Raw genomic sequence first — 23718 nt, 5'->3', positions numbered from 1 at the left:
TTCACGGGAACGAAGGAGTGCACCGCATGGCAGCGAAGGATCAGGTGAAGGCCCTCGTGTTCGACGTGTTCGGCACGGTCGTCGACTGGCGGGGGAGCTCCATTCGCGAGCTGACGTCGTTCGGCAATGCGCGCGGGATCAAGCGCGACTGGGATCAGTTCGCCGATGACTGGCGCGGTCTCTATCAGCCGGGCATGGAGGAAGTCCGCTCGGGACGCCGCCCGTACACGATCCTGGACGTTCTCCATCGCGAGAGCTTGGAGACGCTGCTCGAGAAGTACGAGATCAAGGGCCTGCCCGAGCAGGACATCCAGCATCTCGTCACCATCTGGCATCGTCTCGCGCCCTGGCCCGATGTTGTCGAAGGCCTGACGCGCCTCAAGCGTCGCTACATCATCGGGACGTGCTCGAACGCCAACATCGGCCTCGCCGTGCGCATGGCGAAGCACTCGGGCCTTCCATGGGACACCATCGTCGGCGCCGAGGTCGCGCGCGCCTACAAGCCGACGGCGCAGGCGTATCTCGGTACGGCCGCGGCGCTCAATCTCGAGCCGCACGAGGTCATGCTCGTCGCCGCCCACAACAGCGATCTCGCCGCTGCGGCAAAGACCGGCTTCCGAACGGCCTTCGTTGCGCGCCCGAACGAGTACGGTCCGAAGAAGAAGGCGGATGTCGCCGACAACACCAACTGGGACATCTCGACGGACAGCTTCAACGGCGTCGCTGACGCCATGGGTTGCGCGTTGCTTTAGTGCCGCGGGCTGCTGGGAAGAGGTGCTATCGCTTCCGGTCGTGGTGCTATGCCCGCGGCGGTCAGAGCGACAGCGCAGTGTATAACGCGCCCCACTTCCCCCCCCTCTCCCCATTGTTTTCAATGGGGAGAGGGTCGGGATGAGGGGCGGCACACATGCCGACCTTTGCGTATGCCGCCGCCCCTCATCCTAACCTTCTCCCCGTAAAGAACGGGGAGAAGGGACATGGGCGTCAGCGGCGGGCTCCAAATCCATAAAAGACGGGGGTTCGGGGTGTCCCCCGATTGGGGTGTGGGGTCATGCCGGAGGCATGCGGCCCCACTCGTGGCGCAGCCACGAAGCTACGCCGCCAGCATCGCGCCGCCAATTCAGGCTCAAAACGCGCTGGCGTCAGTCGGCCAGCAGTCCTGGGGCTCATAACCGACGAGGTCGCGCGCGGGCCCGAGATCGTAGCGCTCGCAGGCGAGCGGCCGGCTCGTGACATAGACCGGCGCGAACTGCGGCAGGCGATCGAGTGCCGCGTCGACAGCACAAGCGAAAAAGCGGCCGGCGTCGGCGGGGCTCAGATACACGTCTTGATCGTCGGGGTTGGCGGTCAGCTCCGCGATCTGATCTTGATTGCGCGGACACCAACCGAGACGCACCGCGATCACTTTCATGCCGTGATGGGCGGCATAGACTTGGCCGAGTTGCTCGAGGAACACCTTGGTGCAGGCGTAGAGATAGCGGGGCGCGTATGACGCCTCGGCGCGAACCGGAATGTTACCGGCCTTGCGGTGCCCGACGATCACCTGCCCGCTACTGGCGAGAACGATCTTCTTCACACCAGTCTTGCGCGCGGCCTCCATCACCCGATAGGCGCCGACGATGTTATTCGGGACGAGCTCGTCTTCGAAGTTGTCGACGTCCGCGGGTGGGCCTGGGCGTGGGTAGACGGCATCGTCTGGCGTCGCGCCGAGATGCACGAGGCAGTCGGCGCCTGCAATTGCGGCCGAAAGTTTGTCCTGCTCAAGCAACGACGCCTCAAAAACCTGCGCTGGCGGCAGGCCGACCGACGGCCGGATGTCGAGGCCGACGACGGTGTGCCCGCGCGCGGCAATGGCCGCGACGGCAGCTCTTCCGATGCGTCCGGCAGATCCGGTCACGAGAACACGCTGGGTCATGTTTGTTCGCTCATACCGACGACTACGAGTACATGGCCAAGTTTCGCGCCCATAGGAGGGACACCCTCCCGGGCCCGCCCGTTGTCTACGCCGCCAGCATCGCGTCCGCGATCTTCTCCGCCGACATGAGCACGGGGAAGTTCGTGTTCGCGCTCGGCACCATGGGGAAGATCGAGGCATCGACGACGCGCAGACCGCCGACCCCGCGCACGCGGCCCTGGTTGTCCGTGACAGCCATGGGATCGTTGTCGGCGCCCATGCGGCAAGTACATGAGGCGTGCCACACGCCGATCGTCGCCTTGCGCACGAAGGCTTCGAGCGCCTCGTCGTCCTGCATGACCTGATTGAATTTGAATCCTTCGACAATGACGTTGTCGAACAGATAATTGCGCAGGAACTGCGGTCCATCGAGCAGGCGCGCGGCGACGCCGGTGATGATCTTGTTCTTCGTGCATACGACGCCGAGTGCGCGTACGCGGTCGGAGTAGGCTGCCGGAAACGGGTTCGTCGTGATCTTCTGCACTTCCGGGTGCGCATAGGCCTGGCCCATGCGCTTGAAACCATCCATCAGTCGCTCGAGATCGCGCCGATCGGAGAGCAGATTGAACTCGACGAGCGGCTCGTCGCGGGCATCGCGCGACACGAGCTTGACTTCGCCGCGCTCCGAGCAGGTGCGGTTCACCCAGATGAGCATGGAGGCAATGCGCTTGCCGACATCGTGCCAGGCGGATTTGGAGACGACGCTGACGAACATGTCGCCCGGCGGCAGGTCGCCGATCCCCGACGAGTAGCGCAGGCCGAGCGTCATATGACGCCGCGTGTGCTGGTTTTGGCGGCCTTGCGCGCGCAAGTAGGCGGAGACCGAGATGGCGGGATGATCGGTAAGGCGTTGGCCGACACCGGGGAGGGCGGCCCGCACGTCGATGCCGAGATCCTTGAGATGCCCGACCGGTCCGATGCCGGCGCGCATGAGGTGCGCTGGCGAATGGATCGCGCCGCTGCACAGGACGATCTCGTTGGCGCGGAACTCCTGCGCGCGGCCTTTGACATTGGCGCGCACGCCGACGCAGCGGTTGCCTTCGAAGATGAGGCTGCTCACCTCGGTGCCCGTGGAGATCGTCAGGTTTTTCCTGAGGCGCGTCTCGGGGGCGAGATAGCCGATCGCGGCGGAGACGCGCTGCTCGTTGGCATTCGAATGCGTGAGCGGGAGATAGCCGTCGACGAACTCGCCGTTCTGGTCCTCGACGTAGTTCCAACCCTGAGCCTCGAAGGCCTTGGCTGCTGCCTTGGCGAACCCGGTCCAATGCTCCGGGAAGATGCGGCGGACGGGGATGTGGCCGTCCTTGCCATGATACGGGCCGTCGAAATCCAGATCGCGCTCGACCTTGCGGAAATAGGGGAGCACGCCATCCCAATTCCAACCGCGTGCGCCGCGTGCTTCCCACTCGGCGTAGTCCGTCGGAGCGCCACGATTGGCGAGCTGGCCGTTGATGGATGAGCCGCCGCCGAGCACGCGTGCCTGCTCGTACTTGCGGAAAGGCGGCGGAGCCTCGGTCGGATTGTTGTGCGAGACGACCTCGGTGCGCACGCGCAGCTTCGTCCAATGAAAGCGCGGATCGAAGTAGGCCGTGCCCGGGTAGCTGTCGAGGATCTCTTTCGGGACGGCGCCGTGCGGCGTATCCGGTCCGGCTTCGAGGAGGAGGATCTTGTTCGAGCTTTTCGCCGAGAGACGGTTGGCGAGCACCGACCCCGCCGAGCCGCCGCCGACGATGATGTAGTCATAGGTCATTGGGCATTTCCACCGATCGCGTTCGCGGAGCTTCATTGGAAGGCTCCTTCGTTTCTCGATAGCAGTTGCTCAGCGCCCGCACAAAGCCTCTGCTTTGCAGGCGCACGATTGGCGGATGCATGGCGCGCGGCTAAGCTCGGCCCAATCTGTCCAGGGGGCTCCAATGCTCAAGATCTACGGTCGTGCCGACGGCATCAACGTCCGCAAGGTGCTTTGGCTGTGCGAGGAGATGGCGCTGACGTACGAGCGCGAGGACTGGGGGCGCGGCTATCGCCCGACCAGCGATCCCGAGTTTCAGCGGGTCAGCCACTTCGGTCTCGTCCCGGTGATCGAGGACGACGGCTTCATTCTGAGGGAGAGCAATTCGATCCTGCGCTATCTGGCCCGCAAGCACGGCCGGCAGGATCTTCTGCCCGAGGATCTGCGCGCGCGGGCGACGGTGGAAGCCTGGATGGATTGGGGTGTGAGCGATGGCTTCGCGGGACTAAGGCCCGTATTCCTGGGGCTGCACGCCAAGACGCCGGAGTTCGTCGGCAAGAGCGAGCTGATCAACTGGGGCATCTGGCACTGGAACCGTCAGCTCCAGCGGCTCGATGCCGATTTGGGCAAGTCAGGCGGCCCCTATGTGTGCGGGGCGGACTTCACGCTGGCCGACATCCCGGTCGGGATGATCGTGAACCGCTGGCTTTCGCTCGACTTCGAGAAGCCCGAGCTGCCGGCGGTGGCGCGCTACTATGAGCAGCTCAGCACGCGGCCGGCGTACCGTATCCATGGACGGAACGGCACGCCTTAGTGGACGGCGAGCCACTCGCGGGCGCGGCGCTGGGCCTGGCCGATCTCGGCGCGGCTCATTTCGCTCGCGAGCTCGCTGCGATAGCGCTTGGCCTCGCTGTTCCCGCGCAGCGCTGCAAGGTTGAACCACTTGTGCGCCTCGATGAGGTCGACGTCGACATCCCGGCCGCTGCAGTAGGCGAGGCCGAGCTCGAAGAGCGCATCGGCAGCGCCGCCCTGGACGGCGAGGGCCGGCATTTCCTGGAACGCAACATCAAATCTGGCCATGGGGAACTCAACTCCTATCCCGACACTGAGCCTTGAAAACTGCCACGCTTAGTTCGGTGCGGGCATAAGCCCACGATGTCAGGGCTCTGGCTGAGAAGGTGTAAATTCGATCCGGATTTGAACTAATGACTTCGGACCGGCTTCCTTTCCGAAATCTCTACGATCGCTTCCGGGCTGCACACTCCGCCCAATTTCGGCACAGGCGTTGGCTGAGTGGCAGGAGCGTCGTTTGCGCCCCGTTAACCATGCCCGATGAAAGCCTTTTTTGACCCTGCGACGAGCCTGCCGAGGAGGTGTGCCAGGCGCGCCCTTGAGGCGGAAGGCCCGGCCATGTATTGCTCGCGCGGACAATCAATGGGGATACGGGCATGGTGACTCGGGAAGAAGGGCGGCTCATTGCGGTGGTGGGCGGCTCCGGCTTCGTCGGCCGGCATACGGTCAGGGCACTGGCGCGGCGCGGTTTTCGCGTTCGGGCCGTGGTGCGCCGGCCGGATCTCGCCGGTCACCTGCAACCCATGGGCAGCGTCGGCCAGATTCACGCCGTCCAGGGCAATGTCCGCTATCCCGATTCGATCGCGCGCGCGCTCGAAGGGGTCGATGGCGTGGTCAACCTGGTCGGCGTCCTCGCCAAGTCCGGCGCGCAGACGTTCGATTCCATTCACGTAGCCGGGGCGCGCACGGTGGCCCGGGCGGCGCGCGAAGCCGGCGCCCGCCGCCTCGTGCACGTGTCCGCGATCGGTGCGAGCACCAATTCGGCGGGGCAGTACGGGCGGACCAAGGCGCAGGGCGAGGCCGCCGTGCTCGAAGCCTTTCCCGAGGCCATCATCCTGCGTCCTTCGGTGATCTTCGGACCCGAGGACAGCCTCTTCAATCGTTTTGCGGCCATGGCGCGGGCTGCGCCCGTGCTGCCGCTCGTCGGCGGGCGCACGCGCTTCCAGCCCGTCTATGTCGGTGATGTTGCGACGGCGATCGCCAATATCTGTGAAGGCGCCGGCAAGCCCGGCACGATCTACGAGCTCGGCGGTCCCGAGGTGCTGACCTTCCGCGCGCTCCTCGACCGCGTGCAGGAGCACGCCGGCCGCGCCCGCCCGTACTTTCCGCTGCCCTTCTGGCTCGCCAAGCTGCTCGCAGCCCTGACCGCACCGCTGCCGAATGCCATCAGGCCGCTCACCGTCGACCAGGTGCGGATGCTTCAAAGCGACAATGTCGTCAGCGAGGCTGCCGCCAAAGAGGGTCGCACGCTGCAGGGCCTCGGCGTTCAGGGCCCTCATGCGATCGATACCATCGTGCCGAGCTACCTCGAGTCGTACCGGGCGAAGGGTCAGTATTCGCATTATCGGGGATAACGCGGGCAGCCACGGTGAAACCGCCGGCGGCGCCCGACTAGTGTCACACTAGATGTGTTGGCGAGACTCAAAAGGGGACGGCGCCCGTGCTGCTCATCCGACTGCTCGAATTCACAAGCTATCTCGTCTCTCTGTACACCTGGGTGATCATCGCCAGCGTCGTGCTGAGCTGGCTGATGGCCTTCAACGTCGTCAACGCCTACAATCCCTTCGTCCGCTCGCTGTGGAACGGGCTCAATGCCGTCACCGAGCCGCTGCTGCGCCCCATCCGACGCGTGCTGCCGGATCTTGGCGGCATCGACATCTCGCCGGTCATCCTGCTGCTCGGATGCTACTTCGTGCAGAGCGTGATCATCCCAACGCTGATCGATCTCGTACGATGAAGCCGGGCGCCACCCTTCCCTGGACGCGCTCCTCGGAGGGTGTGGTCCTCAGGGTGCGGGTGACGCCAAAATCCTCCAAGGATGTCGTCGAGGGACTTGAAGCAACCCCGCAAGGTCCGGCACTTAAGGTCCGCGTGCGCGCGGTGCCGGACAAGGGCGCGGCCAATGCCGCTGTCGCGGAGACCGTCGCCCGCTGGCTCGGCGTGCCGAAAAGCTCGGTCGTGCTGGTGAGCGGAAGCACCGCGCGGGTGAAGGGCCTCGCCATTGCCGGCGATGCGGATGCGCTCTCGGCAAATCTCGAGCGCCGGATCGGCGAGCACGCGTGAAGAAACGAGAGGGGGCGCGATGTCCACCGCGAGGATCATTGACGGTAAGCTGATTGCGGAGGGGCTCCGGGAGGATGTCGCAGCCGCGGTCGCGCGCATGTCCCGGGATCATGGTGTGACGCCGGGTCTCGCCGTTGTTCTGGTCGGCGACAATCCAGCGAGCGAGGTCTATGTCCGCAACAAGGACCGCCAGACGCGCGCGGCCGGCATGACCTCGATCGAGATGAAGCTTCCGGCCACCACGAGCGAGCGTGAATTGCTGGCGCTCGTCCATGAGCTCAATCGGCGCGAGGACGTGGACGGCATTCTCGTGCAGCTTCCGCTGCCGCCGCACATCGACTCGGGTCGTGTCATTGAGGCGATCGACCCCGCCAAGGACGTGGACGGCTTCCATCCGATCAATGCCGGGCGGCTGGCAACGGGCCAGCCCGCGCTCGTGCCGTGCACGCCGCTCGGATGCATCATCCTGGCAAAATCCGTGCAGCCGGATTTGACAGGATTGGACGCCGTAGTCATCGGCCGCTCCAACATCGTCGGCAAGCCCGTCGCGCGCCTCCTGCTCGGCGAGAACTGCACGGTCACCGTCGCCCATTCCAAGAGCCGCGCGCTCCCCGAGATCGCCGCGCGTGCCGATCTGCTCATTGCGGCAATCGGCCAGCCCGAGTTCGTCCGCGCCGACTGGATCAAGCCCGGCGCCATCGTGATCGACGTCGGTATCAACCGCGTGCCGGGCGAGGGCGGCAAGCACCGGCTGGTGGGCGATGTCCACTTCGAGGATGCCCGCCACGTTGCCGGCGCCATCACGCCGGTGCCCGGCGGCGTCGGGCCGATGACCATCGCGTGTCTGCTGCGCAACACGCTGACGGCCGCCGCCGCGCGGCGCGGGATCGCGCTCGCACTGTGAGGTGCGAGCGGCGGCCGGTCTGCGGCTGACCATGGAGGACGCATGGCAATTGTCTTGCGCCGACTGACGGAGGCCGATGCCGAGCTGGCTGCCCGCATGGTCCATGCCCTGCTCGCGGAGTTGTCGCCCGAGGCTCGCACCGAGCGTGTCGCCCTCGAGCAGGCCGCGCGTGATGTCCTTGCGATGGACACGGCCTTTGGCCTTCTGGCGAGCAGTGAGGACACGCCGGTCGGTCTCATGATGTTGAACGAGAGCGCCACGATCTACGCGGGTGGGCGCATTGGCACGATAACCGAGCTCTACGTCGTGCCGGACTACCGCTCCAAGCGGGTCGCTCCAGAACTCATGCAGGCCGCGATCGCTCTCGGGCGCGACCGTGGCTGGGGGCGGCTCGAAGTGGGGGCGCCGAAACAGCCCGCGTGGGAGCGCACTTTGGCCTTCTACCAGCGTGAAGGCTTCGTGGAGGTGGGGCCACGCCTCAAGAAGTCCATCTAGTGGGCTTTAGAGTGAGGCTGCAGAGAGCGGCCCGCGCGTCGCGAGAACGCCACCCTTTCCAGTCGGCTGCACGCTGCAGCCCTGAGCAGGAGCACTGAGCCATGTCGGATGCCGACGCCGCCCCCAATCCTTCGGTCCTTTCACACATCTCGATCGGCACAGGCGACTTCGAACGCGCGACGCGTTTCTACGACGCCGTGCTTGCAACCCTCGGCTGTCGCCGCATCATGGAGCACCCGGGTGCTGTCGCCTACGGTCGCGCGTATCCCGAGTTCTGGGTGCAGATCCCGATCGATGGCAAGCCTGCAAGCGTCGGCAACGGCACGCATTTCGGCTTCTTCGCGAGCTCCAAATCAGAAGTGGATGCCTTCCATGCCGCTGGCGTCGCGGCCGGCGCCACGGACGACGGCAAGCCCGGTCCGCGGGTCGAGTACGGCGCGCCGTACTACGGCTGTTTTCTGCGCGATCCCGATGGTCACAAGATCGAAGCCGCGTTCTGGGATCTCGACATGGCGAAGAAGCTCGGGATGGCCTAAAAGAGCGGGGGCGCGGGCATTTCTCGCGCCTGTGGATAGACCGCAGTTCATCGCGCTGTCTGCAAGTTGACGCAATCGCATGACATACGGGGCGGGTTTGAAATCAGTGACTTTCCGCGCGGGCGCCGGCTGTGGCGGTTGGCGCGTCGGCGCGGGCGGGGCATCGGTCATGACCAAGTGGCTTATTGCATTCCTTCTGGCGATCGTGGGGATCTCCGGACCCGCCAGCGCCCAGGATCGCTGGGCACGTATCAACACCGTGACGGCGGGCATCGGCACGCAGCAGGTGATCGTCGATGCCTCCGGCTGGACGGCCGGCTGCAAGGGCATTCGGTTCGCCGTGCTCGATGCAAACATCGCAATCGAGCACATCTCCATCGTCTACACGACCGGCCGCGTGCACGCCGAGAATGTGTCGCCGCCCGTCCGTATCGGGCCCGGCGCGCAGAGCCGTGTGTTCGCGGCGACGAATGACGCGCGCCAGATCCGCCTCATCACGCTGCGTTTCTCGCGCCTCGATCGCACGGCGAGGCCCGCGACAATCGAAGTCTGGGGCCTTCAGCCCGCCCGTCCGACACTCAGTGCGCCGCCGCCCACGGCTCAGAATCGCGGGTTCCGGATGGAGCGCGAGCAGCCTTCGGGCGGCTCCGCGCCGCCGCCCATGGCGCGGCGCATGGAGGTTCAGCCACCGCCGCCACCGGCCCCGCAGCCGCGTATGCAGACCGCTCCGCCGGCGCGCGAATCGATGGACGCATCGCGTTCGGCGCCGCCATCTGATGCCGTGCCGCGCTCGCGGAGCATGCAGCCGCCCGCACCGGCTGCGCGCGCACCCGAAGCTGCCCCCGCGCCGCCGCCCGTGGCGATGTCGCCGGGGACTGCGCCCAAGGCTGCCACGCGTTCGCTGGCGCCTGCTGCGACGGATCCCAACAAGCCGTACACCGAGGTCGACGTCTATTTCGGCACGGACCGCAAGCGCGAGGCGGATCGCACCAAGTTCGGACGCGCGGTTGCGGCGTTCGGGACCGGCCGTTCCAACGAGCTGGCGCTCGGCAAGGCCGTCGTCACCGTGCCGAAGGAAGGGCGCGAGAAGGGCTCCATCCCGCGCCCCGAGTGGGATCTGATCGTTGCCCGCTTCTCGCTGCGTGACGAGGATCTTTCGCGCGACTTCACCGTGTTCGCCGTCGATGTGATGACGCAGCGCGACTTCGTGCGCGAGGCGCGCCAGAAGCTTGCCGGCGCGCGCCGCTTCCCAGGTCAGGCCTTCGTGTTCGTGCACGGCTACTTCGTCACGTTCGACGATGCGCTCTTCCGGGCCGCGCAGATCGCACACGATCTCGAGTTCGACGGCGTGCCGTTCGTCTATAGCTGGCCGTCCGTCGCGGGCCTCACGGGCTACGTGCTCGACCGCGGCCGGGCGCGCGATGCACGCGACCAGCTCCGCGCGTTCGTCGACATCATCGCCAAGGAGAGCGGCGCGACGGAGGTGCACCTCATCGCGCACAGCATGGGCGCCGATCCTCTTCTCGAAGTCTTGCGCGACATCCAGCGCAGCGAGCCGCAGGTCGCGACGAGCGGTCGGCCTCGCTTTGGCGAGATCATCCTCGCTGCGCCCGACGTCACGCGTGAGAGCTTCGAGCTGATTGCCTCCCAGATCACCGGCCTCAGGCGCGGCATGACGCTCTATGCCTCATCCAACGACCGTGCGCTTGCCGCATCGCGCTGGACGCGGCTTGGTGAGAGCCCCGCGGGCTATGTGCCGAACGGAGGTCCCGTCGTCGTGCCGGGCGCCGCCGACACGATCGACATATCCAGCCTCGATACGAGCTTCTTCGGCGTGAACCACTCGACGTTCGCCGATCGCGAGGCGCTGCTCGGCGATATCCGCCGCCTCATCAGCAGCGGTATGCGCCCGCCGAGCACGCGCGGGCCCGAGTTTGAGCTCGTGCAGAGCGAGCACGGCGCATACTGGCGCTACAAGAAGTAGGTGGTGGGGCCGCGCCGCCTCATGCGTGCGGCGCGGACACAAACTCCGACAGCTTTGGGCGGTCGCCTCTACTGCAATGCCGCAACCGCGCGACGCGCGAGCACACCCACGAGCTGGGCGCGATAGGCGCCGGGGGCGTGCATGTCGGCGATCATATCGTCGGGCGAGACGCTGAGACCCTCGATGGCCTTGGCGCTGAAGTCCTTCGCGAGCGCCGCTTCCATTTCGGAGACGCGGAAGACGCCAGCCTGACCGGCGCCCGTCGCCGCCACGCGCACGCCGGCGCCCTTGCTCACCATCACGCCGACGAGCGCGAAGCGTGAGGCCGGATGGGGGAACTTCTCGTAAGCTGCCCGCTCCGGCACCGGGAAGGAGATGGCGCGAATGATCTCGCCTTCCTCGAGCGTGGTCGCGAAGAGCCCATCGAAGAAGTCATCAGCAGTAATGCTGCGGCTGTCCGTCAGCACCGTCGCACCGAGGCCGAGGACAGCGGCGGGATAGTCGGCCGAAGGGTCGTTGTTGGCGAGCGAGCCACCCATGGTGCCGCGATTGCGCACCTGCGGATCGCCGATGAGGCCGGCGAGGTGGGCGAGCGCCGGGATCAGGCGGCGCACATCTGCCGAAGCGGCCACATCAGCGTGGCGCGTCATGGCGCCGACGATGAGCGCGTTGCCTTCGACGCGGATGCCGGAGAGCCCGGCAATGCCGCCGAGATCGATGACGGCCGCAGGCTGCGCAAGGCGCTGCTTCATGACCGGCAGCAGGGTCTGGCCACCGGCGATATAGCGCGCGTCACCGGTCGCTTCGTAGGCCTTGCGCGCTTCGGCGAGGTCCGTGGGGCGAACGTAGTCGAAAGCCTGGATGCCCATGGATCAGCCTCCTGCCTTGGACGTCTGCATGGCGCGCGCGCCATCGAGGACGGCGGCGACGATGTTCTGATAGCCCGTGCAGCGACAGAGATTGCCTTCGAGACCGTGGCGGACGCCCGCCTCGTCGATATCCGGCTTGTCGGCGACGAGCGCCACCGCGGCCATGATCATGCCGGGCGTGCAGAAGCCGCACTGGAGGCCATGATGATTGCGGAAAGCCTCCTGCATGGGATGGAGCGTCGCGCCGCTCTGGAGCCCCTCGATCGTGGTGATCTGCGCGCCGTCCGCCTGCACGGCAAGGACGGTGCAACTCTTCGCCGAACGGCCGTCGATGTGGACGGTGCAGGCGCCGCACTGGCTGGTATCGCAGCCGATGTGCGTGCCGGTGAGGGCGAGGGTATCCCTCAGCACGTCGACGAGCAGGGCATTGGCCGGCACGTCGAGCTTCTGTGGCGTCCCGTTCACGGTGAGCGTGATCTGAGGCATGGGTCGGTCGATCTCCTCGTCGAACTCCTGGGACGCAGCTTCTGGGACGGTGCGCTGGGGGCGCGTACCGGTCTGCGTGATGAACGGCAAATGAGCGGAAACGCCCGGACCGGACGGCGGGTGCGCACGTCCGGACAATCGCGAAGTTAGCGCGCAAGGAAAGCCGTGCCAACCCCGCCCGTGGGCTGGCGGGGTTGCTTTGTTCAGTGGGCGGGCGCGGCCGGCAGCTCGAGAATGGCGCGCCAGCGGCCATCAATGCCGTGGGCGGTGTGCAGGTGCGTGCCGAGAAGGGTGACCAGCGTGCGGGCAACGGCAATCTGGAGGGCGGCCGGGCCGCGGTCGGCACCGCAGTCGACGCGGCCGGCGGCCGAAGCGCCGACCTCGGCATCGCCATGGGTCAGCGTGACCATCAGCTCGATCGCGCCGGCGCAGGGCGTCAGCTCGACGTGGATGCCGGCGCCCGGATCGGCCGTGACAAGCGCGCCATCGATAATGCGGGCAATGGCGTGGCGGAGGGCGGTCTCCTCGGAGAGCACGGCGCGATCCGTGCCCGACTGCCAGCTCAGCGACACGCCCTTGGTCTTGGCCTCGGGCGCGGCTTGGCGGAGGACGTCCCGCACGGAGCTTTCGAGGTCGACGGGCTGATGGGGCGCGAAGGCCGCGGCGGCGACGGCGCCCGTGAGCGTCAGCATGTCCTCCGTAGCGCGGAGCAGGTTCTGGCCGCCTTCGAGAATGTGGATGGCGCTGTCGCGGTAGCGGGGCGCGCCAACCGGGCCGAGGATCTCGTGGCGGATGGCTTCGGCATTGCCGAGGATGGCATTGAGGGGCGTACGCAACTCGTGGCTCATGAGCGCGAGGAGGCCCGAGACCTCGCGGCGGGCGCCATCGATCGTGAGGGTGTCGGCCGCGCGCACGCTGCTGGCCTGGGTCTGGGCCGTACGGGGCTCGGGGCGTGCGGGGCGCGTGAGCGGGGCGGGGCTCTCGGCGGCGCGCAGCATGAGCATGAGGGCGACGGCAGCGGCACTGAGGCAGAGGCCGGCACCGGCAAAGGGGCCGATCGTCTCACCCATAGCCATGGTGAAGGCCACGGCGAGAGCGAGGTGGGCAAGGGCGAGCACCGCATGAAGATTGCGGTCGAGGAGAATGCGGCGGAGATCGATGCGGTGGAGGAGGACGGTGAGGTCCCTGATCTGTTCCCTGGCACCGGCGAATACTTCCTGCCGGACCATTGAAATCGCCCGCACCATCTTAGCCCCCGTCGTCTTGCATTGCCCATGAGCCGGGGCCCCCAAGCGCCCGAATCACATGGACATTATCGCTGCAAGATTCGCGAGCTGTCGAGTTTAATGTTTTGGTAATACTTGCAGATCGCAGGTATCTAAGATCTCCGCATAGTATTAGTCGAGCATTTTGGTGACGATCTCGCGCGCATCATTTGAGAGCTCGGGCGTAGATGCAATCTTCTCCAGGGCACGCAAGGCCAAGCGTTTTCTTGCGCTTTCGAGAGCACGCCAGCTACGGAATGCTCCAAGAATGCGCGCAGCAACCTGCGGGTTGATCTTGTCAAGTTCAACAACGCGTTCAGCAACGAAAGCATATCCTTTGCCGTCCGGGCGATTGAACTGCAGTGGATTGCCGCCGGCGAACGAGCCGATCAGCGCGTAGACATTATTCGGCGTGCGCATGGAGAACTGGGCGTGCGTCATGAGCTGCTTCACCGTGCGCAGCGTCGAGGAGAGTGGTGACGTCGCCTGCAGGCCGAACCAGCTCGCGATGACGAGATGGTCACCCTTCCAGCGCTGATAGAAGCGGTCGAAGGCTTCCGCACGTTCCGGCACGTTCAAGGCCGAGAGGATCGCGAGCGCGCCGATCTCGTCGGTCGCGTTGCGCGCGTCCTTGAAGTGGCGCGTGACGCGCGCGATGTCGGCCGACTGGCCACGCGCGGCAAGAAGTCCGAGCGCGCCGAGCCGCAAGGCGCGCTGGCCCGCACTCTTGGCATCAGGCGAGTAGCGCCGCGCGTCGTCGCTCGCCTCGTAGATCGCGGCAAGGTGCTCGCCAAGCTCGGCGCCGATGGCCTTGCGCAGCCAGCGGCGCGCGCGATGGATGAGGGCCGGGTCGACATCACGCGCAAGCACGCGGGCAATGTCGCTCTCGCTCGGCACGGCAAGCACCTGCGCGACGTAGGCGGGCTCGAGGCTCTTGTCGGCGAGGACGGCCGCAAGCGCGCCGCAGTAGGCGCTCGGGCGCGTCGGGCGCTCTCCCTTGCGGAGCGTTTTGACAGCGCCGATGAGGAGCCGCATGGCGTAGTCCTGCGTCGCCTGCCAGCGATTGAAGCCATCGCTGTCGTGCGTCATCAGGAACTCGAGCTGGCGCTCGTTATGGCTGACCGTGAGATTGACCGGCGCGGAGAACTCGCGAAGCAGCGATGCGGTCGGCTTCGAGGGCACATCACGGAACGTCCAGCGCTCGACGCGCTTGCTCATTTCGAGCACGCCGTCGGGGGCATCGCGCCCATTCGCGAGCTTGAGCGGCAACTCCTGCCCATTCGCGCCAATGAGGCCGATCTTCAGCGGCAACGGCACCGGCTTCTTCTTTGGCGCACCGGGCGAGGGCCCGTGCACCTGCTCGACCTCGAGCGTCGCCGTCTTCGCGCGCGCGTCGTACTTGAGGCTCGCGACGAGCTCCGGCGTGCCCGGCTGGTTGTACCAGTTCATGAACTGATCGAGATTGCGCCCGCTCACGTCGGCGAAGCACTGCAGGAACTGCTCGACGGTCGCCGCTTCGCCGTCGTGGCGCTCGAAGTATAGGTCCATGCCGCGCCGGAAGGTCTCGCGCCCCAGCATGGTCGCGATCATGCGTACGAGCTCGGCACCCTTCTCGTACACGGTCGCCGTGTAGAAGTTGTTGATCTCGATATAGCTCGCCGGGCGCACGGGATGCGCGAGCGGGCCTGCATCCTCGGGGAACTGGCGTGCCTTGAGCTGGCGCACGTCGTGAATGCGCTGCACGGTGCGCGAGCGCGTGTCGGCGGAGAATTCCTGGTCGCGGTAGACGGTCAGGCCCTCTTTCAAGCAGAGCTGGAACCAGTCGCGGCAGGTAATGCGGTTGCCCGTCCAGTTGTGGAAGTACTCGTGCGCGATGACGCGTTCGATGTCGGCATAGGCGCCGTCCGTCGTCGTCTCGGGTTTCGCGAGCACGAGCCGGTCATTGAAGATGTTGAGGCCCTTGTTCTCCATCGCGCCCATGTTGAAGTCCGACACCGCGACGATGTTGAAGACATCGAGATCGTACTCGCGGCCGAAGCGCTCCTCGTCCCACGTCATGGAGCGCTTGAGCGCATCCATGGCCCAGGCGCAACGATCTTCCTTGCCGGGCTCGACGTAGATCGCGAGATCGACCTTGCGCCCGGACATGGTCTTGAAGGTGTCCTTGTGCGCAGCGAGCTTGCCGCCGACGAGCGCGAAGAGATAGGCGGGCTTAGGATGCGGGTCGTGCCAGATGGCGAAGTGGCGTCCGCTGGCGAGGCGACCCTCCTTGATGAGATTGCCGTTCGAGAGCAGCACCGGCGCGGTCTCGCGATCGGCTTCTATGCGCGTCGTGTAGGTCGCGAGCACGTCCGGCCGATCGAGGTAGTACGTGATGCGGCGGAAGCCCTCGGCCTCGCACTGCGTGCAGTAAATCTGCCGTGAGCGATAGAGGCCGCTCAGCGCCGTGTTCGCCTCTGGATCGCAGAACGTCTCGATGTCGAGCTTGAAGGGCTTGTCAGGAACGTGCGGAATGGTGAGCGCGTGCGGGCTCACCTTGTAGGCGGCCGGATCGAGTGCCTTGCCATCGAGGGCGATTGCGCCAAGCTCCAGCAACTCACCGTCGAGGACGAGCGGACCGCCGGCCTTGCGCGCGGCCGGATTGGGCCTGAGGCTCAGCGTGGCACGCACGCGCGTACTCGTCGGGTGCAGCACGACATCGAGGTCCACCGTGTCGATGAGATAGGGCGGCGGTGTGTAATTCTTGAGCAGGATCGGCTGCGGCTTTTCAGGCTTCATGTGGGATGTCCATTCCTTGGGGCCCGCCATCGATGGTCGGCCCGCCCTTTGGGGGCATTGTGGGACTTTCCAGTGGTCCGGCCAACCGTATTTCGTGGCTCGCCCGTCAGGTTGCGCGTTTGGCACCCGGGGCCTACACCTTGGGCAGAGCCCTGCACCCGAGGAAACGCCACATGACAGAGCGCTATGCCCACTACAAGGCCCTGAAGTTCGCCCGCCCGCGCCCGCGCGTGCTGGAGGTCATCATGTCCAACCCCGGCAAGCTGAACGCGCTCGATGCTACGGGGCACCGCGAGATCGCGGAGGTCTGGCGCGACATCGATCGCGATCCCGAAACGTCCGTCGCGGTGCTGCGCGGCGAAGGCGGCGTGTTCTCGGCCGGCGGCGATCTCTCCATGATCAAGGACATGCACGAGAGCTGGGACGTGCGCACGCGCGTTTGGCGCGAAGCGAGCGATCTCGTCTACAACGTCATCAATTGCATGAAGCCGGTGGTTGCTGCGATCGAAGGACCGTGCGTCGGCGCGGGGCTCGCGGCCGCCATGCTGTCGGATGTCACGGTCGCAGGGCGCAAGGCGCGCATCATCGATGGCCACGCGCGGCTCGGCGTTGCCGCGGGCGATCATGCCGCGATCATCTGGCCGCTGCTCGTCGGCATGGCCAAGGCGAAGTACTACCTCCTGCTGAACGATCCGCTGACGGGCGAGGAAGCCGAGCGCATTGGCCTCGTCTCGCTCGTCGCCGATGACGACAAGGTCGTCGAGACGGCGCTCAATGTTGCCGAGCGTCTCGTCGCGATGCCGCCCGGCGCCGTGCGCTGGACGAAGCACGCGCTCAACAACTGGCTGCGCATGGCGGGGCCCACGTTCGATGCTTCGCTCGCCATGGAGTTCATGGGCTTCTCCGGCCCCGAGGCGAAGGAAGGCATGACCGCGCTCATGGAGAAGCGGCGGCCGAAGTTCGATCCGAAGGATCCGTTTTGAGGGCTCGGTTGGCTGACCGTTTGCCCCAAATACAAACTCGGTCCCTCCCCCCTTGTGGGGGAGGTTAGGAGGGGGGGATTGCAGAACGCCGGCGGTAGGGGTTCCCCCCACCCCTAATCCCTCCCCACAAGGGGGAGGGGGATATGGCGGGCACTTTTTGAGCGACAGCTAAAACTGATAGCGCCTGAGGCCGCCGTCGACCGGGATGACAGCGCCGGTGATGTAGGCCGCGCGCGGCGAGACGAGGAACGTGACGAGGTTCGCGATGTCCTCGGGCTCGCCATAGCGGCCGACAGGGATCTCGTTGTCGGACTGCCACTGGCGGTACTCGGGCGTGTAGTTGCGGCGGATCTGCTCGCTCATGATGCGCCCGGGCGGGATGCAGTTCACCGTGATGCCGGCCTTGCCGACCTCGCGCGAGAGGCCCTTCGCCCAGGCGTGCATGGCAGCCTTGGCGGCGAACGCGCCGTTCACGCCATCGGGCTCTGACTTGCCGGTGATGTTGACGATGCGGCCCCACTTGTTGGCGATCATCTGATCGAGCAGGCGGTGCGCGAGCTGGCGCTGTCGCGTGAAGTTCAGCGTGATCGCTTCGGTCCACTGCTCTTCGGCAGCGTCCTTGCCGAAGTGGCGGCTGCCACCCGCATTGTTGATCAGGATGTCGACGGAGCCGAGCCCGGCGAGCGCTTTACTCGCGATTTGCTCGACAGCATCCTCGGCCATGAAGTCCTGCTGAATGAGGACGGGTGCCGTACCGCCGGCGGCCGTGATCTCGCCCGCCACTTCCTCGAGGAGGTTCATGCGCCGCGCGACGAGCGCGAGGCGCACGCCCTCGGCGGCAAGTGCTTTGGCGATGCCGCGGCCGATGCCCATGCTGGCGCCCGTGACGAGTGCCGACTTGCTTGAAATGCCCAGATCCATGGCGTTTCTCCTTCTTCTTACTTGAGGATGATCAGTGCGTCGGCGGCGACGCAGCCTTCACCCTTCGCACGGACGAACACCGGATTGATGTCCATTTCCTTGAGACGATCACCGAGTGCTGCCGCCATGCGCGAGACCTCGACGAGCATGGCTGCGAGCGCGTCCTTGTCGGCGGGAGGACTGCCGCGATAGCCGTCGAAGAGCTTGGCGCCGCGCAGTTCCGCGATCATGTCGTGCGCCGTCTCGATGTCGAAGGGCGCAATGCGGAAGGTGACGTCCTTCAGCACCTCCGTGAGCACGCCGCCGAGGCCGAGGGCAACGGTCGGTCCGAAGCCCTCGTCGTTCACGACGCCGATGAGCGCTTCGACACCCGATGCCATCTCGCTCACCAGCACGCCATCGATGAGTGCGTCGGGCTTGTAGCTCTGGGCACTTGCGATGATCTCGCTCGCAACGCGCGGCAGATCGTCGGCAGCGACCTTCAGCCTGACGCCGCCGGCCTCGGTCTTGTGCGCAATGTCGCGCGAGACGATTTTTACGGCGAAGGGGCCAGTGAGATTGGCCGTGAGGCGTGCAAAATCGCCGTTCGGCGGCACCACGACCTCGCGCGTCACGGGCACGCCGAAGCGTTGGAGAATGGACTTGCTCTCGATCTCGGAGAGCGTCACGGCGCTGCTCGGAAGCTCGAGCCCAGCCGGGGCCTCGGCTGTGGGTGTGACGCGCGGCAGGAGACGCCGGCGGTCCTCCGCATAGCGCGCGAGCACGGCCGCCGCATGCGCGAGGCGGATCGGCGAGGCCATGTGCGGGATGCCGGCCTTGTGGAACATCTGCCAGGCGTCCTCGGACTTGTCGCGGCGTCCCGACCAGGCGACGTGCACGGGCTTGTCGGTCTTGGCAGATGCCGCGACGATGGCCTCAGCCGCGAGTGCGATGGCCTTGCCACCGGCCGAGGCGAGGAGGATCGAGAGCTGGTCGATGGCCGGGTCTTCGAGAATGATGTCGAGGGCCTTGGTGAAGAGGCCCGGATCATTGAATACGCCCGCTGTCGTGTCCGCGGGATTATCGGCGGCGCCGAAGCTCGGAATGATCGCCTTCAGCGCATCGACGGAGCGCTGCGAGAAGCTCGGCAAGGCGAGGCCGTCCTTCACCGCGCGATCGGCGAAGACGATGCCGGAGCCGCCGGAGATCGAGAGCACGCCGATGTTGCGGCCCTTGGGCAAACGTCCCTGAAGCGCGAGCTTGGCGACGTCGACGATCTCCTCGACGTCCTGCACCTCGATGAGGCCCGACTGGCGGAACGCCGCGCGATAGAGATCGTAGTTGCCGGTCATGTTCGCGGTGTGCGAGGCGGCGGCCTTGGTGCCGCTCTCGGTCTGCGCGCCCTTCCAGATGAAGACGGGCTTTCCGGTTTCCAGCGACTTCCGTCCGAGATCGAGCAGGCTCCTCGCATTCGGCGTGCCTTCCATGTAGGCAAAGGCGAGCTTCGTGCCGGGATCGTCGAGGAATTCGCCGAGCAGTTCCGGCATGGTGATGTCGGTCTCATTGCCCGTCGAGACCACATGGCGGAAGCCGAGGCCCTGCGCCTCGGCCATGTTCACGACGGCATAGCCGAAGCCGCCCGACTGGAAGGCGCACGAGACGGGGCCCTCGCGGAGCTGCGTTTCCTGGCTCACGCTGCCGAACACGCACCACATGCGCGAGGGGACCGACAGCGCGCCCTGGCAGTTCGGCCCGATCACGCGCACGCCGCTCTCGCGCGCGGCGCTGAGAAGATCATCCTCGAGCTTGCGGCCCTCGGGACCTCCTTCGCGAAAGCCTGCCGTCAGCACGATGGCGAAAGGAATGCCGGCCTTGCCGCAGTCGCGGATCGCGTCCGCGACGCCCTTGGCCGGCACCGCGATCAGCGCGAGGTCGACAGGCGAGCCGATGGCAGCGGCACTCGGATAGCACTTCAGGCCATGCAACTCGTTGTACTTCGGGTTGACCAGATGGATTGGTCGCGCAAAGCCCGCGCCCTTGAGCGCGACAATGGGCTGGCCGCTGATGCGCGAGAGGTCGCTCGAGGCGCCGATGATGGCAATGGCATTGGGATTGAAAAGTCGCTCGAACGACATCTGCGGGGATTCCTGCGTAGGGGCGGGGCTTATTTGCTGAAAGGACCGCGGCCGGAGCCGCGATCCCGATCATTGTCGTAAGTGCGACGTGCCTCAGCCGCGCACGAGGCCTTCTGGTGCCGAGAGCGGCAGGCCGAGCATGACGCGGCGCTTGAGCCAGGGCGAGGGCTTGTAGCGCGGGTCGCGGTAAAACTCGAACAGACGCTCCAGGATGAAGAGCACGCGCTTCGGCCCGATGCGGTCGCCCCACTCGATGGGTCCGAAGGGATAGCCGAGGCCGAGCTTGGCACCCTTGTCGATGTCGGCCGGCACGCCGATCGCGCGCTGGGCGATGTTGCAGCCGACATTGACGAGCGCGGCGACCGCGCGCTGGGCGACGAAGCCGGGGCTGTCGTTGATCACGATCGCCGCCTGTCCATCGTGGCCCATGAGGCCCTGCGCCTGGTCGCGGAACTTGGGATCGGTCGCCGGCGAGACCATGACCGTGCGCGGGCCCTTGAGGCCGAACAGGAGATCCACTGCAACGGTCCGCGCCGCGTCCAACTTCAGCTCGGCGACCGCGGTGGTCACATCATAGCCGACCGGCGTGATGATGATCAGCGCATCCTTGCTCGGTGCAGGGCCGACCTCGATCTCGACGCCCGTGCTCTTCAGGTACTCGATGAAGGGCGCCTGCAGATCCTGATTGTGCTCGCTCGTGCGCAGCCAAACAGACTTCGGCCGCACGGTGGGCGTCGGACGCGCATCCGGCTCGATCTTCTTGCCGCCCTCGTACTTGTACCAGCCCTGGCCGGTCTTCTGGCCGAGCAGACCGCCGACGGCGCGCAGCGTCGTCAGCGGCGAGGGGGCGTACGCCGGCTCCTGGTAGAACTGCTGGTACATGGACTCCATGGCCGCCGAGCCGATGTCGATGCCGACGAGATCGGCGAGCGTGAAGGGGCCCATGCGGAAGCCCGGCGCGCCGGTCATGATGCGATCGATCTCGTAGAAGGTCGCAACATCCTCGATGAGAATGCGCTGGCACTCCGGCCCCATGCCGCGGCCGATGTGATTGACGAGGAAGCCTGGGCTGTCGACGCAGAGCACCGGCTCGCGCGTCATGCGCCGGCCGATCGTCATGAGCGCATCGGTCACCCACTGCTCGGTCTTGAGACCGGGGATGATCTCGACGAGCTTCATGAGCGGCACGGGATTGAAGAAGTGCATCCCGCCGATGCGGCCGGCGTGCTTGGACTTGGCCGCGATCGCGGTCACGGGCAGCGACGAGGTGTTCGTCGCGATGATGGTCTCGGGGCCGCAGATCTCGTCGAGGCGGGCGAACATCTCCTGCTTGATGTCGAGGCGCTCGAAGATGGCTTCGACGACGCAGTGCGCCTTGGCCATGTCCTTGAGGTCGCTCGAGACCGTGATGCGGTCGAGCGCGGCCTGCATGTGCTCGGCCGGAAGGCGGCCCTTCTCGACCTGGGAGGCCAGCAGCTTGGCGATGAACTCCTTGGCGGCCTCGGCGGCGCCCGGCTTCTCGTCATAGGCGATGACCTGCATCCCGCCCTGGGCCGAGACCTGCACGATGCCGCGGCCCATGGTGCCCGTGCCGACGACGCCGATGATCATGTCTTTGCGGGTTGCGTCGTATGCCATGTCTTCCTCTCTGGTGATGGTCTGGCTGAAGTAGGCGGCGGTCCGTCGGGCGGCGCGGCCGTCATAAAGCGCGGCTTACGGCGCGCGGTCGGCGTTTCCTGGAATTTCTTGTTGGTCCGTCGCACCCTAAGGGGCGAGTTGTGGCTCGACAATAGCGCAGTGAGCGTCCCTTTGGCACGCGTACGCGGGTAGTCAGACGGGCTCGGATTGGATAAATTCGGCAACCAAGTCGGGGTCTGTACAGTTGGGGGTGCCATGCGATCGCGCTTCTGGAGCGCACTGGCAGTCGGTTTGACGTTGAGCGTCGTCACCGGCCCGGCAAATGCGCAGTTCATCATCGACCATGAGACGAGCGGCAAGAAGCTGAGGGGCCTGCACGGGCCGACCGCGCCGCGCATCAAGCGCAGCTTCGAGTCCGACCGCGAGGCGGCCTCCACCTTCCGCGAGATCCTCGCCGCGACGGGCATCCCGGGCGTCGCCGACCGGATCCAGGTGCGCGCGAGCGCCGAGACGGCCAATGCCGAGGCCCAGATCGGCGAGGATGGCCAGCGCTATATCTTCTACAACTCGACCTTCATGCGCGAGCTTGGCGCCAAGACGCGCCAGTACTGGGCGCTCGTCTTCGTCATCGCGCACGAGGTCGGCCACCACATCGCTGGCCATCTGGATTTCGCAGGGCAGAACCACCGCGTCGAGCTCGAGGCGGACCGCTATGCCGGGTTCATCCTCGGCCGCATGGGCGCAAGCCACGATGAGGCCATTGCGGCCGTAGGGGCCATCGGCGCGGGGGCCGGAACGGATACCCATCCGCCGCGCGATCAGCGCGTGCAGATCGTCTCGCTCGGCTGGAATGACGGTGTCGGCCCGCAACGGGCGCGGGCAGAGCTACCGTCGCCACAGGCGCAGCCCGCCCCGCGGACCAGTGCGCCGGCCTTCGCGGTGCCGCAGCCGACACCACCCGCCCAAGGTTCCGCGCCGGCGCCGAGGGCTGCGGCGGCAGATCCGGCGACGCGGCCCTCGCGCATCAAGTTCGACTATCGGGTCGGCAGCCGCCTCGAGGGCAACGTGATGGAGAGCGTGCGGCAGCCCGAGCCCGATGCCTGTCGTAATGCCTGCGCGGAGCGGGCACGCTGCATCGGATACCAGCTCGGCAATGCACAGCCCCAGTCCGCGGCGTGCCAGCTCTTCGACCAGGTTACGGCACGGGCTCTGGATACCAACTGGCGGTCGGGTCTGCGCGAGGATCTCGCCGCTACCGTCCCCTTGGCGGCGTCGCGCACGTCCCCCCCGGCGCCGGCCGTAGCAAAGCCGGCTGTGACGACGCCACCCACGCCGGCGAACTACGCCTTCCGCGTGCATACGCGTCTCGACGGCGATGTGATCTCGACGGCGCCGAGGGCCGATGTCGAGACGTGCCGCAAGTCCTGTGACGAGACGACCGGCTGCGTCGGCTATCAGTTCGGTGGCGTACCGCCGCTCACGAGCACGTGTCAGATCTTCAGCGCGGTCAACAAGCGTACGATCGATACGCAGTGGCGCTCGGGCATTCACAGCAATCTCGCGCTCTCGCTTCCGGTGTCCCAGCAAGCGGCCGGCGCACCCGAGGCGCAGCCCAAGCGCGCCGTCAATCCGCCGACGCCAGCTCCGGCCGCCGTGAAGTCTGTCATTGCCCCGCTGCGGTTTGGCTATCAGGCGCGCACGTACGCGCGTGTCGTCGGCGAGGAGGTCAAGACAGCGCCCGCAGATGCCCCGCTCGGCTGCCTGCTCATGTGCATGAATACATCGCTCTGCACGGCGGCTGCCTTCACGCCTGCCGCGGCAGGCACGGGGCAAGGGGCCGCACAAGGAAAGTGCACCGCCTATCGCGATGTGGTGCGCATCGAGGCCGACAAGCCGGACGGCCAGACCGTGATTTTTAAGGAGTAGG

At 66.4% G+C, this 23718-nt stretch carries 21 protein-coding genes; 11 read left to right on the top strand and 10 right to left on the bottom strand.

Annotated features, from left to right (window positions below; all coding sequences use genetic code 11):
* Positions 1-26 precede the first annotated feature (26 nt).
* On the top strand, positions 27-752 hold the full coding sequence (locus tag CS1BSM3_RS22055; RefSeq protein ID WP_072390983.1) for a haloacid dehalogenase type II: 726 nt from the start codon (positions 27-29) through the stop codon (positions 750-752).
* A 374-nt stretch (positions 753-1126) separates the two neighbouring features.
* Here CS1BSM3_RS22055 and CS1BSM3_RS22050 read toward each other — a convergent pair whose 3' ends face one another.
* Entirely contained in the window at positions 1127-1915 is a 789-nt protein-coding gene (locus CS1BSM3_RS22050; RefSeq protein ID WP_072390980.1) for an NAD-dependent epimerase/dehydratase family protein, read from the bottom strand.
* Between the two features lie 85 nt (positions 1916-2000).
* Positions 2001-3704 (bottom strand): GMC family oxidoreductase, encoded by a 1704-nt coding sequence (locus CS1BSM3_RS22045; protein WP_072390977.1) that lies wholly within the window; start codon positions 3702-3704, stop codon positions 2001-2003.
* Positions 3705-3867: 163 nt separating this feature from the next.
* Between CS1BSM3_RS22045 and CS1BSM3_RS22040 the strand changes: the two genes are divergently transcribed.
* Positions 3868-4497: a glutathione S-transferase family protein gene (locus CS1BSM3_RS22040; RefSeq protein WP_072390974.1), complete on the top strand. Its 630-nt coding sequence runs from the start codon at positions 3868-3870 to the stop codon at positions 4495-4497.
* On the opposite strand, the gene CS1BSM3_RS22035 is transcribed toward CS1BSM3_RS22040, so the two are convergent.
* On the bottom strand, positions 4494-4763 hold the full coding sequence (locus CS1BSM3_RS22035; protein ID WP_072390971.1) for an SEL1-like repeat protein: 270 nt from the start codon (positions 4761-4763) through the stop codon (positions 4494-4496). The two genes, CS1BSM3_RS22040 and CS1BSM3_RS22035, sit on opposite strands and share 4 nt — an antisense overlap.
* A gap of 368 nt (positions 4764-5131) precedes the next feature.
* On the opposite strand from CS1BSM3_RS22035, the gene CS1BSM3_RS22030 reads away from it, so the two are divergent.
* The 7 genes from CS1BSM3_RS22030 to CS1BSM3_RS22000 all read left to right on the top strand — a co-directional run bounded on the left by CS1BSM3_RS22030 (position 5132) and on the right by CS1BSM3_RS22000 (position 10737).
* Complete coding sequence (locus tag CS1BSM3_RS22030; RefSeq protein ID WP_072390969.1) at positions 5132-6109, top strand: complex I NDUFA9 subunit family protein; 978 nt, start codon at positions 5132-5134, stop codon at positions 6107-6109.
* 86 nt (positions 6110-6195) lie between these two features.
* Positions 6196-6492: a YggT family protein gene (locus CS1BSM3_RS22025; protein ID WP_244540587.1), complete on the top strand. Its 297-nt coding sequence runs from the start codon at positions 6196-6198 to the stop codon at positions 6490-6492.
* Positions 6489-6818 carry a DUF167 family protein gene (locus CS1BSM3_RS22020; RefSeq protein WP_072390966.1) on the top strand — a complete coding sequence of 110 codons (330 nt, stop codon included), beginning with the start codon at positions 6489-6491 and terminating at the stop codon, positions 6816-6818. The genes CS1BSM3_RS22025 and CS1BSM3_RS22020 overlap by 4 nt, the downstream gene beginning before the upstream one ends.
* A 19-nt stretch (positions 6819-6837) precedes the next feature.
* Positions 6838-7722, top strand: coding sequence for a bifunctional methylenetetrahydrofolate dehydrogenase/methenyltetrahydrofolate cyclohydrolase FolD (gene folD / locus CS1BSM3_RS22015; protein WP_072390964.1), 885 nt, complete (start codon positions 6838-6840; stop codon positions 7720-7722).
* A gap of 42 nt (positions 7723-7764) precedes the next feature.
* On the top strand, positions 7765-8217 hold the full coding sequence (locus CS1BSM3_RS22010) for a GNAT family N-acetyltransferase (protein WP_072390961.1): 453 nt from the start codon (positions 7765-7767) through the stop codon (positions 8215-8217).
* A gap of 101 nt (positions 8218-8318) precedes the next feature.
* On the top strand, positions 8319-8753 hold the full coding sequence (locus tag CS1BSM3_RS22005) for a VOC family protein (RefSeq protein ID WP_072390958.1): 435 nt from the start codon (positions 8319-8321) through the stop codon (positions 8751-8753).
* A gap of 169 nt (positions 8754-8922) precedes the next feature.
* Positions 8923-10737 carry an alpha/beta hydrolase gene (locus CS1BSM3_RS22000; protein WP_143149314.1) on the top strand — a complete coding sequence of 605 codons (1815 nt, stop codon included), beginning with the start codon at positions 8923-8925 and terminating at the stop codon, positions 10735-10737.
* A gap of 68 nt (positions 10738-10805) precedes the next feature.
* On the opposite strand, the gene CS1BSM3_RS21995 is transcribed toward CS1BSM3_RS22000, so the two are convergent.
* From CS1BSM3_RS21995 to pepN, 4 genes are all read right to left on the bottom strand, one after another.
* Positions 10806-11600 (bottom strand): FAD binding domain-containing protein, encoded by a 795-nt coding sequence (locus CS1BSM3_RS21995; RefSeq protein WP_143149406.1) that lies wholly within the window; start codon positions 11598-11600, stop codon positions 10806-10808.
* A 9-nt stretch (positions 11601-11609) separates the two neighbouring features.
* Entirely contained in the window at positions 11610-12092 is a 483-nt protein-coding gene (locus CS1BSM3_RS21990; protein ID WP_072390952.1) for a (2Fe-2S)-binding protein, read from the bottom strand.
* Positions 12093-12295: 203 nt separating this feature from the next.
* Positions 12296-13321 carry a sensor histidine kinase gene (locus CS1BSM3_RS21985; RefSeq protein ID WP_072390949.1) on the bottom strand — a complete coding sequence of 342 codons (1026 nt, stop codon included), beginning with the start codon at positions 13319-13321 and terminating at the stop codon, positions 12296-12298.
* A 168-nt stretch (positions 13322-13489) separates the two neighbouring features.
* Positions 13490-16135 carry an aminopeptidase N gene (gene pepN, locus CS1BSM3_RS21980; protein WP_072390946.1) on the bottom strand — a complete coding sequence of 882 codons (2646 nt, stop codon included), beginning with the start codon at positions 16133-16135 and terminating at the stop codon, positions 13490-13492.
* Between the two features lie 173 nt (positions 16136-16308).
* Here pepN and CS1BSM3_RS21975 point away from each other — a divergent pair, with 173 nt between their 5' ends.
* Entirely contained in the window at positions 16309-17118 is an 810-nt protein-coding gene (locus CS1BSM3_RS21975; RefSeq protein ID WP_072390943.1) for an enoyl-CoA hydratase/isomerase family protein, read from the top strand.
* 168 nt (positions 17119-17286) lie between these two features.
* Here CS1BSM3_RS21975 and CS1BSM3_RS21970 read toward each other — a convergent pair whose 3' ends face one another.
* From CS1BSM3_RS21970 to CS1BSM3_RS21960, 3 genes are all read right to left on the bottom strand, one after another.
* Positions 17287-18039 (bottom strand): SDR family oxidoreductase, encoded by a 753-nt coding sequence (locus CS1BSM3_RS21970; RefSeq protein ID WP_072390940.1) that lies wholly within the window; start codon positions 18037-18039, stop codon positions 17287-17289.
* Between the two features lie 17 nt (positions 18040-18056).
* On the bottom strand, positions 18057-20153 hold the full coding sequence (locus CS1BSM3_RS21965; RefSeq protein WP_072390937.1) for an acetate--CoA ligase family protein: 2097 nt from the start codon (positions 20151-20153) through the stop codon (positions 18057-18059).
* Between the two features lie 93 nt (positions 20154-20246).
* Entirely contained in the window at positions 20247-21791 is a 1545-nt protein-coding gene (locus CS1BSM3_RS21960) for a 3-hydroxyacyl-CoA dehydrogenase (RefSeq protein ID WP_072390934.1), read from the bottom strand.
* Between the two features lie 255 nt (positions 21792-22046).
* Between CS1BSM3_RS21960 and CS1BSM3_RS21955 the strand changes: the two genes are divergently transcribed.
* Positions 22047-23717 carry a PAN domain-containing protein gene (locus CS1BSM3_RS21955; protein ID WP_143149313.1) on the top strand — a complete coding sequence of 557 codons (1671 nt, stop codon included), beginning with the start codon at positions 22047-22049 and terminating at the stop codon, positions 23715-23717.
* Position 23718 lies beyond the last annotated feature (1 nt).

This window comes from Hyphomicrobium sp. CS1BSMeth3 (genome assembly GCF_900117415.1).
Taxonomy (GTDB): domain Bacteria; phylum Pseudomonadota; class Alphaproteobacteria; order Rhizobiales; family Hyphomicrobiaceae.
This window is presented reverse-complemented; position numbering and strand designations above follow the sequence as displayed.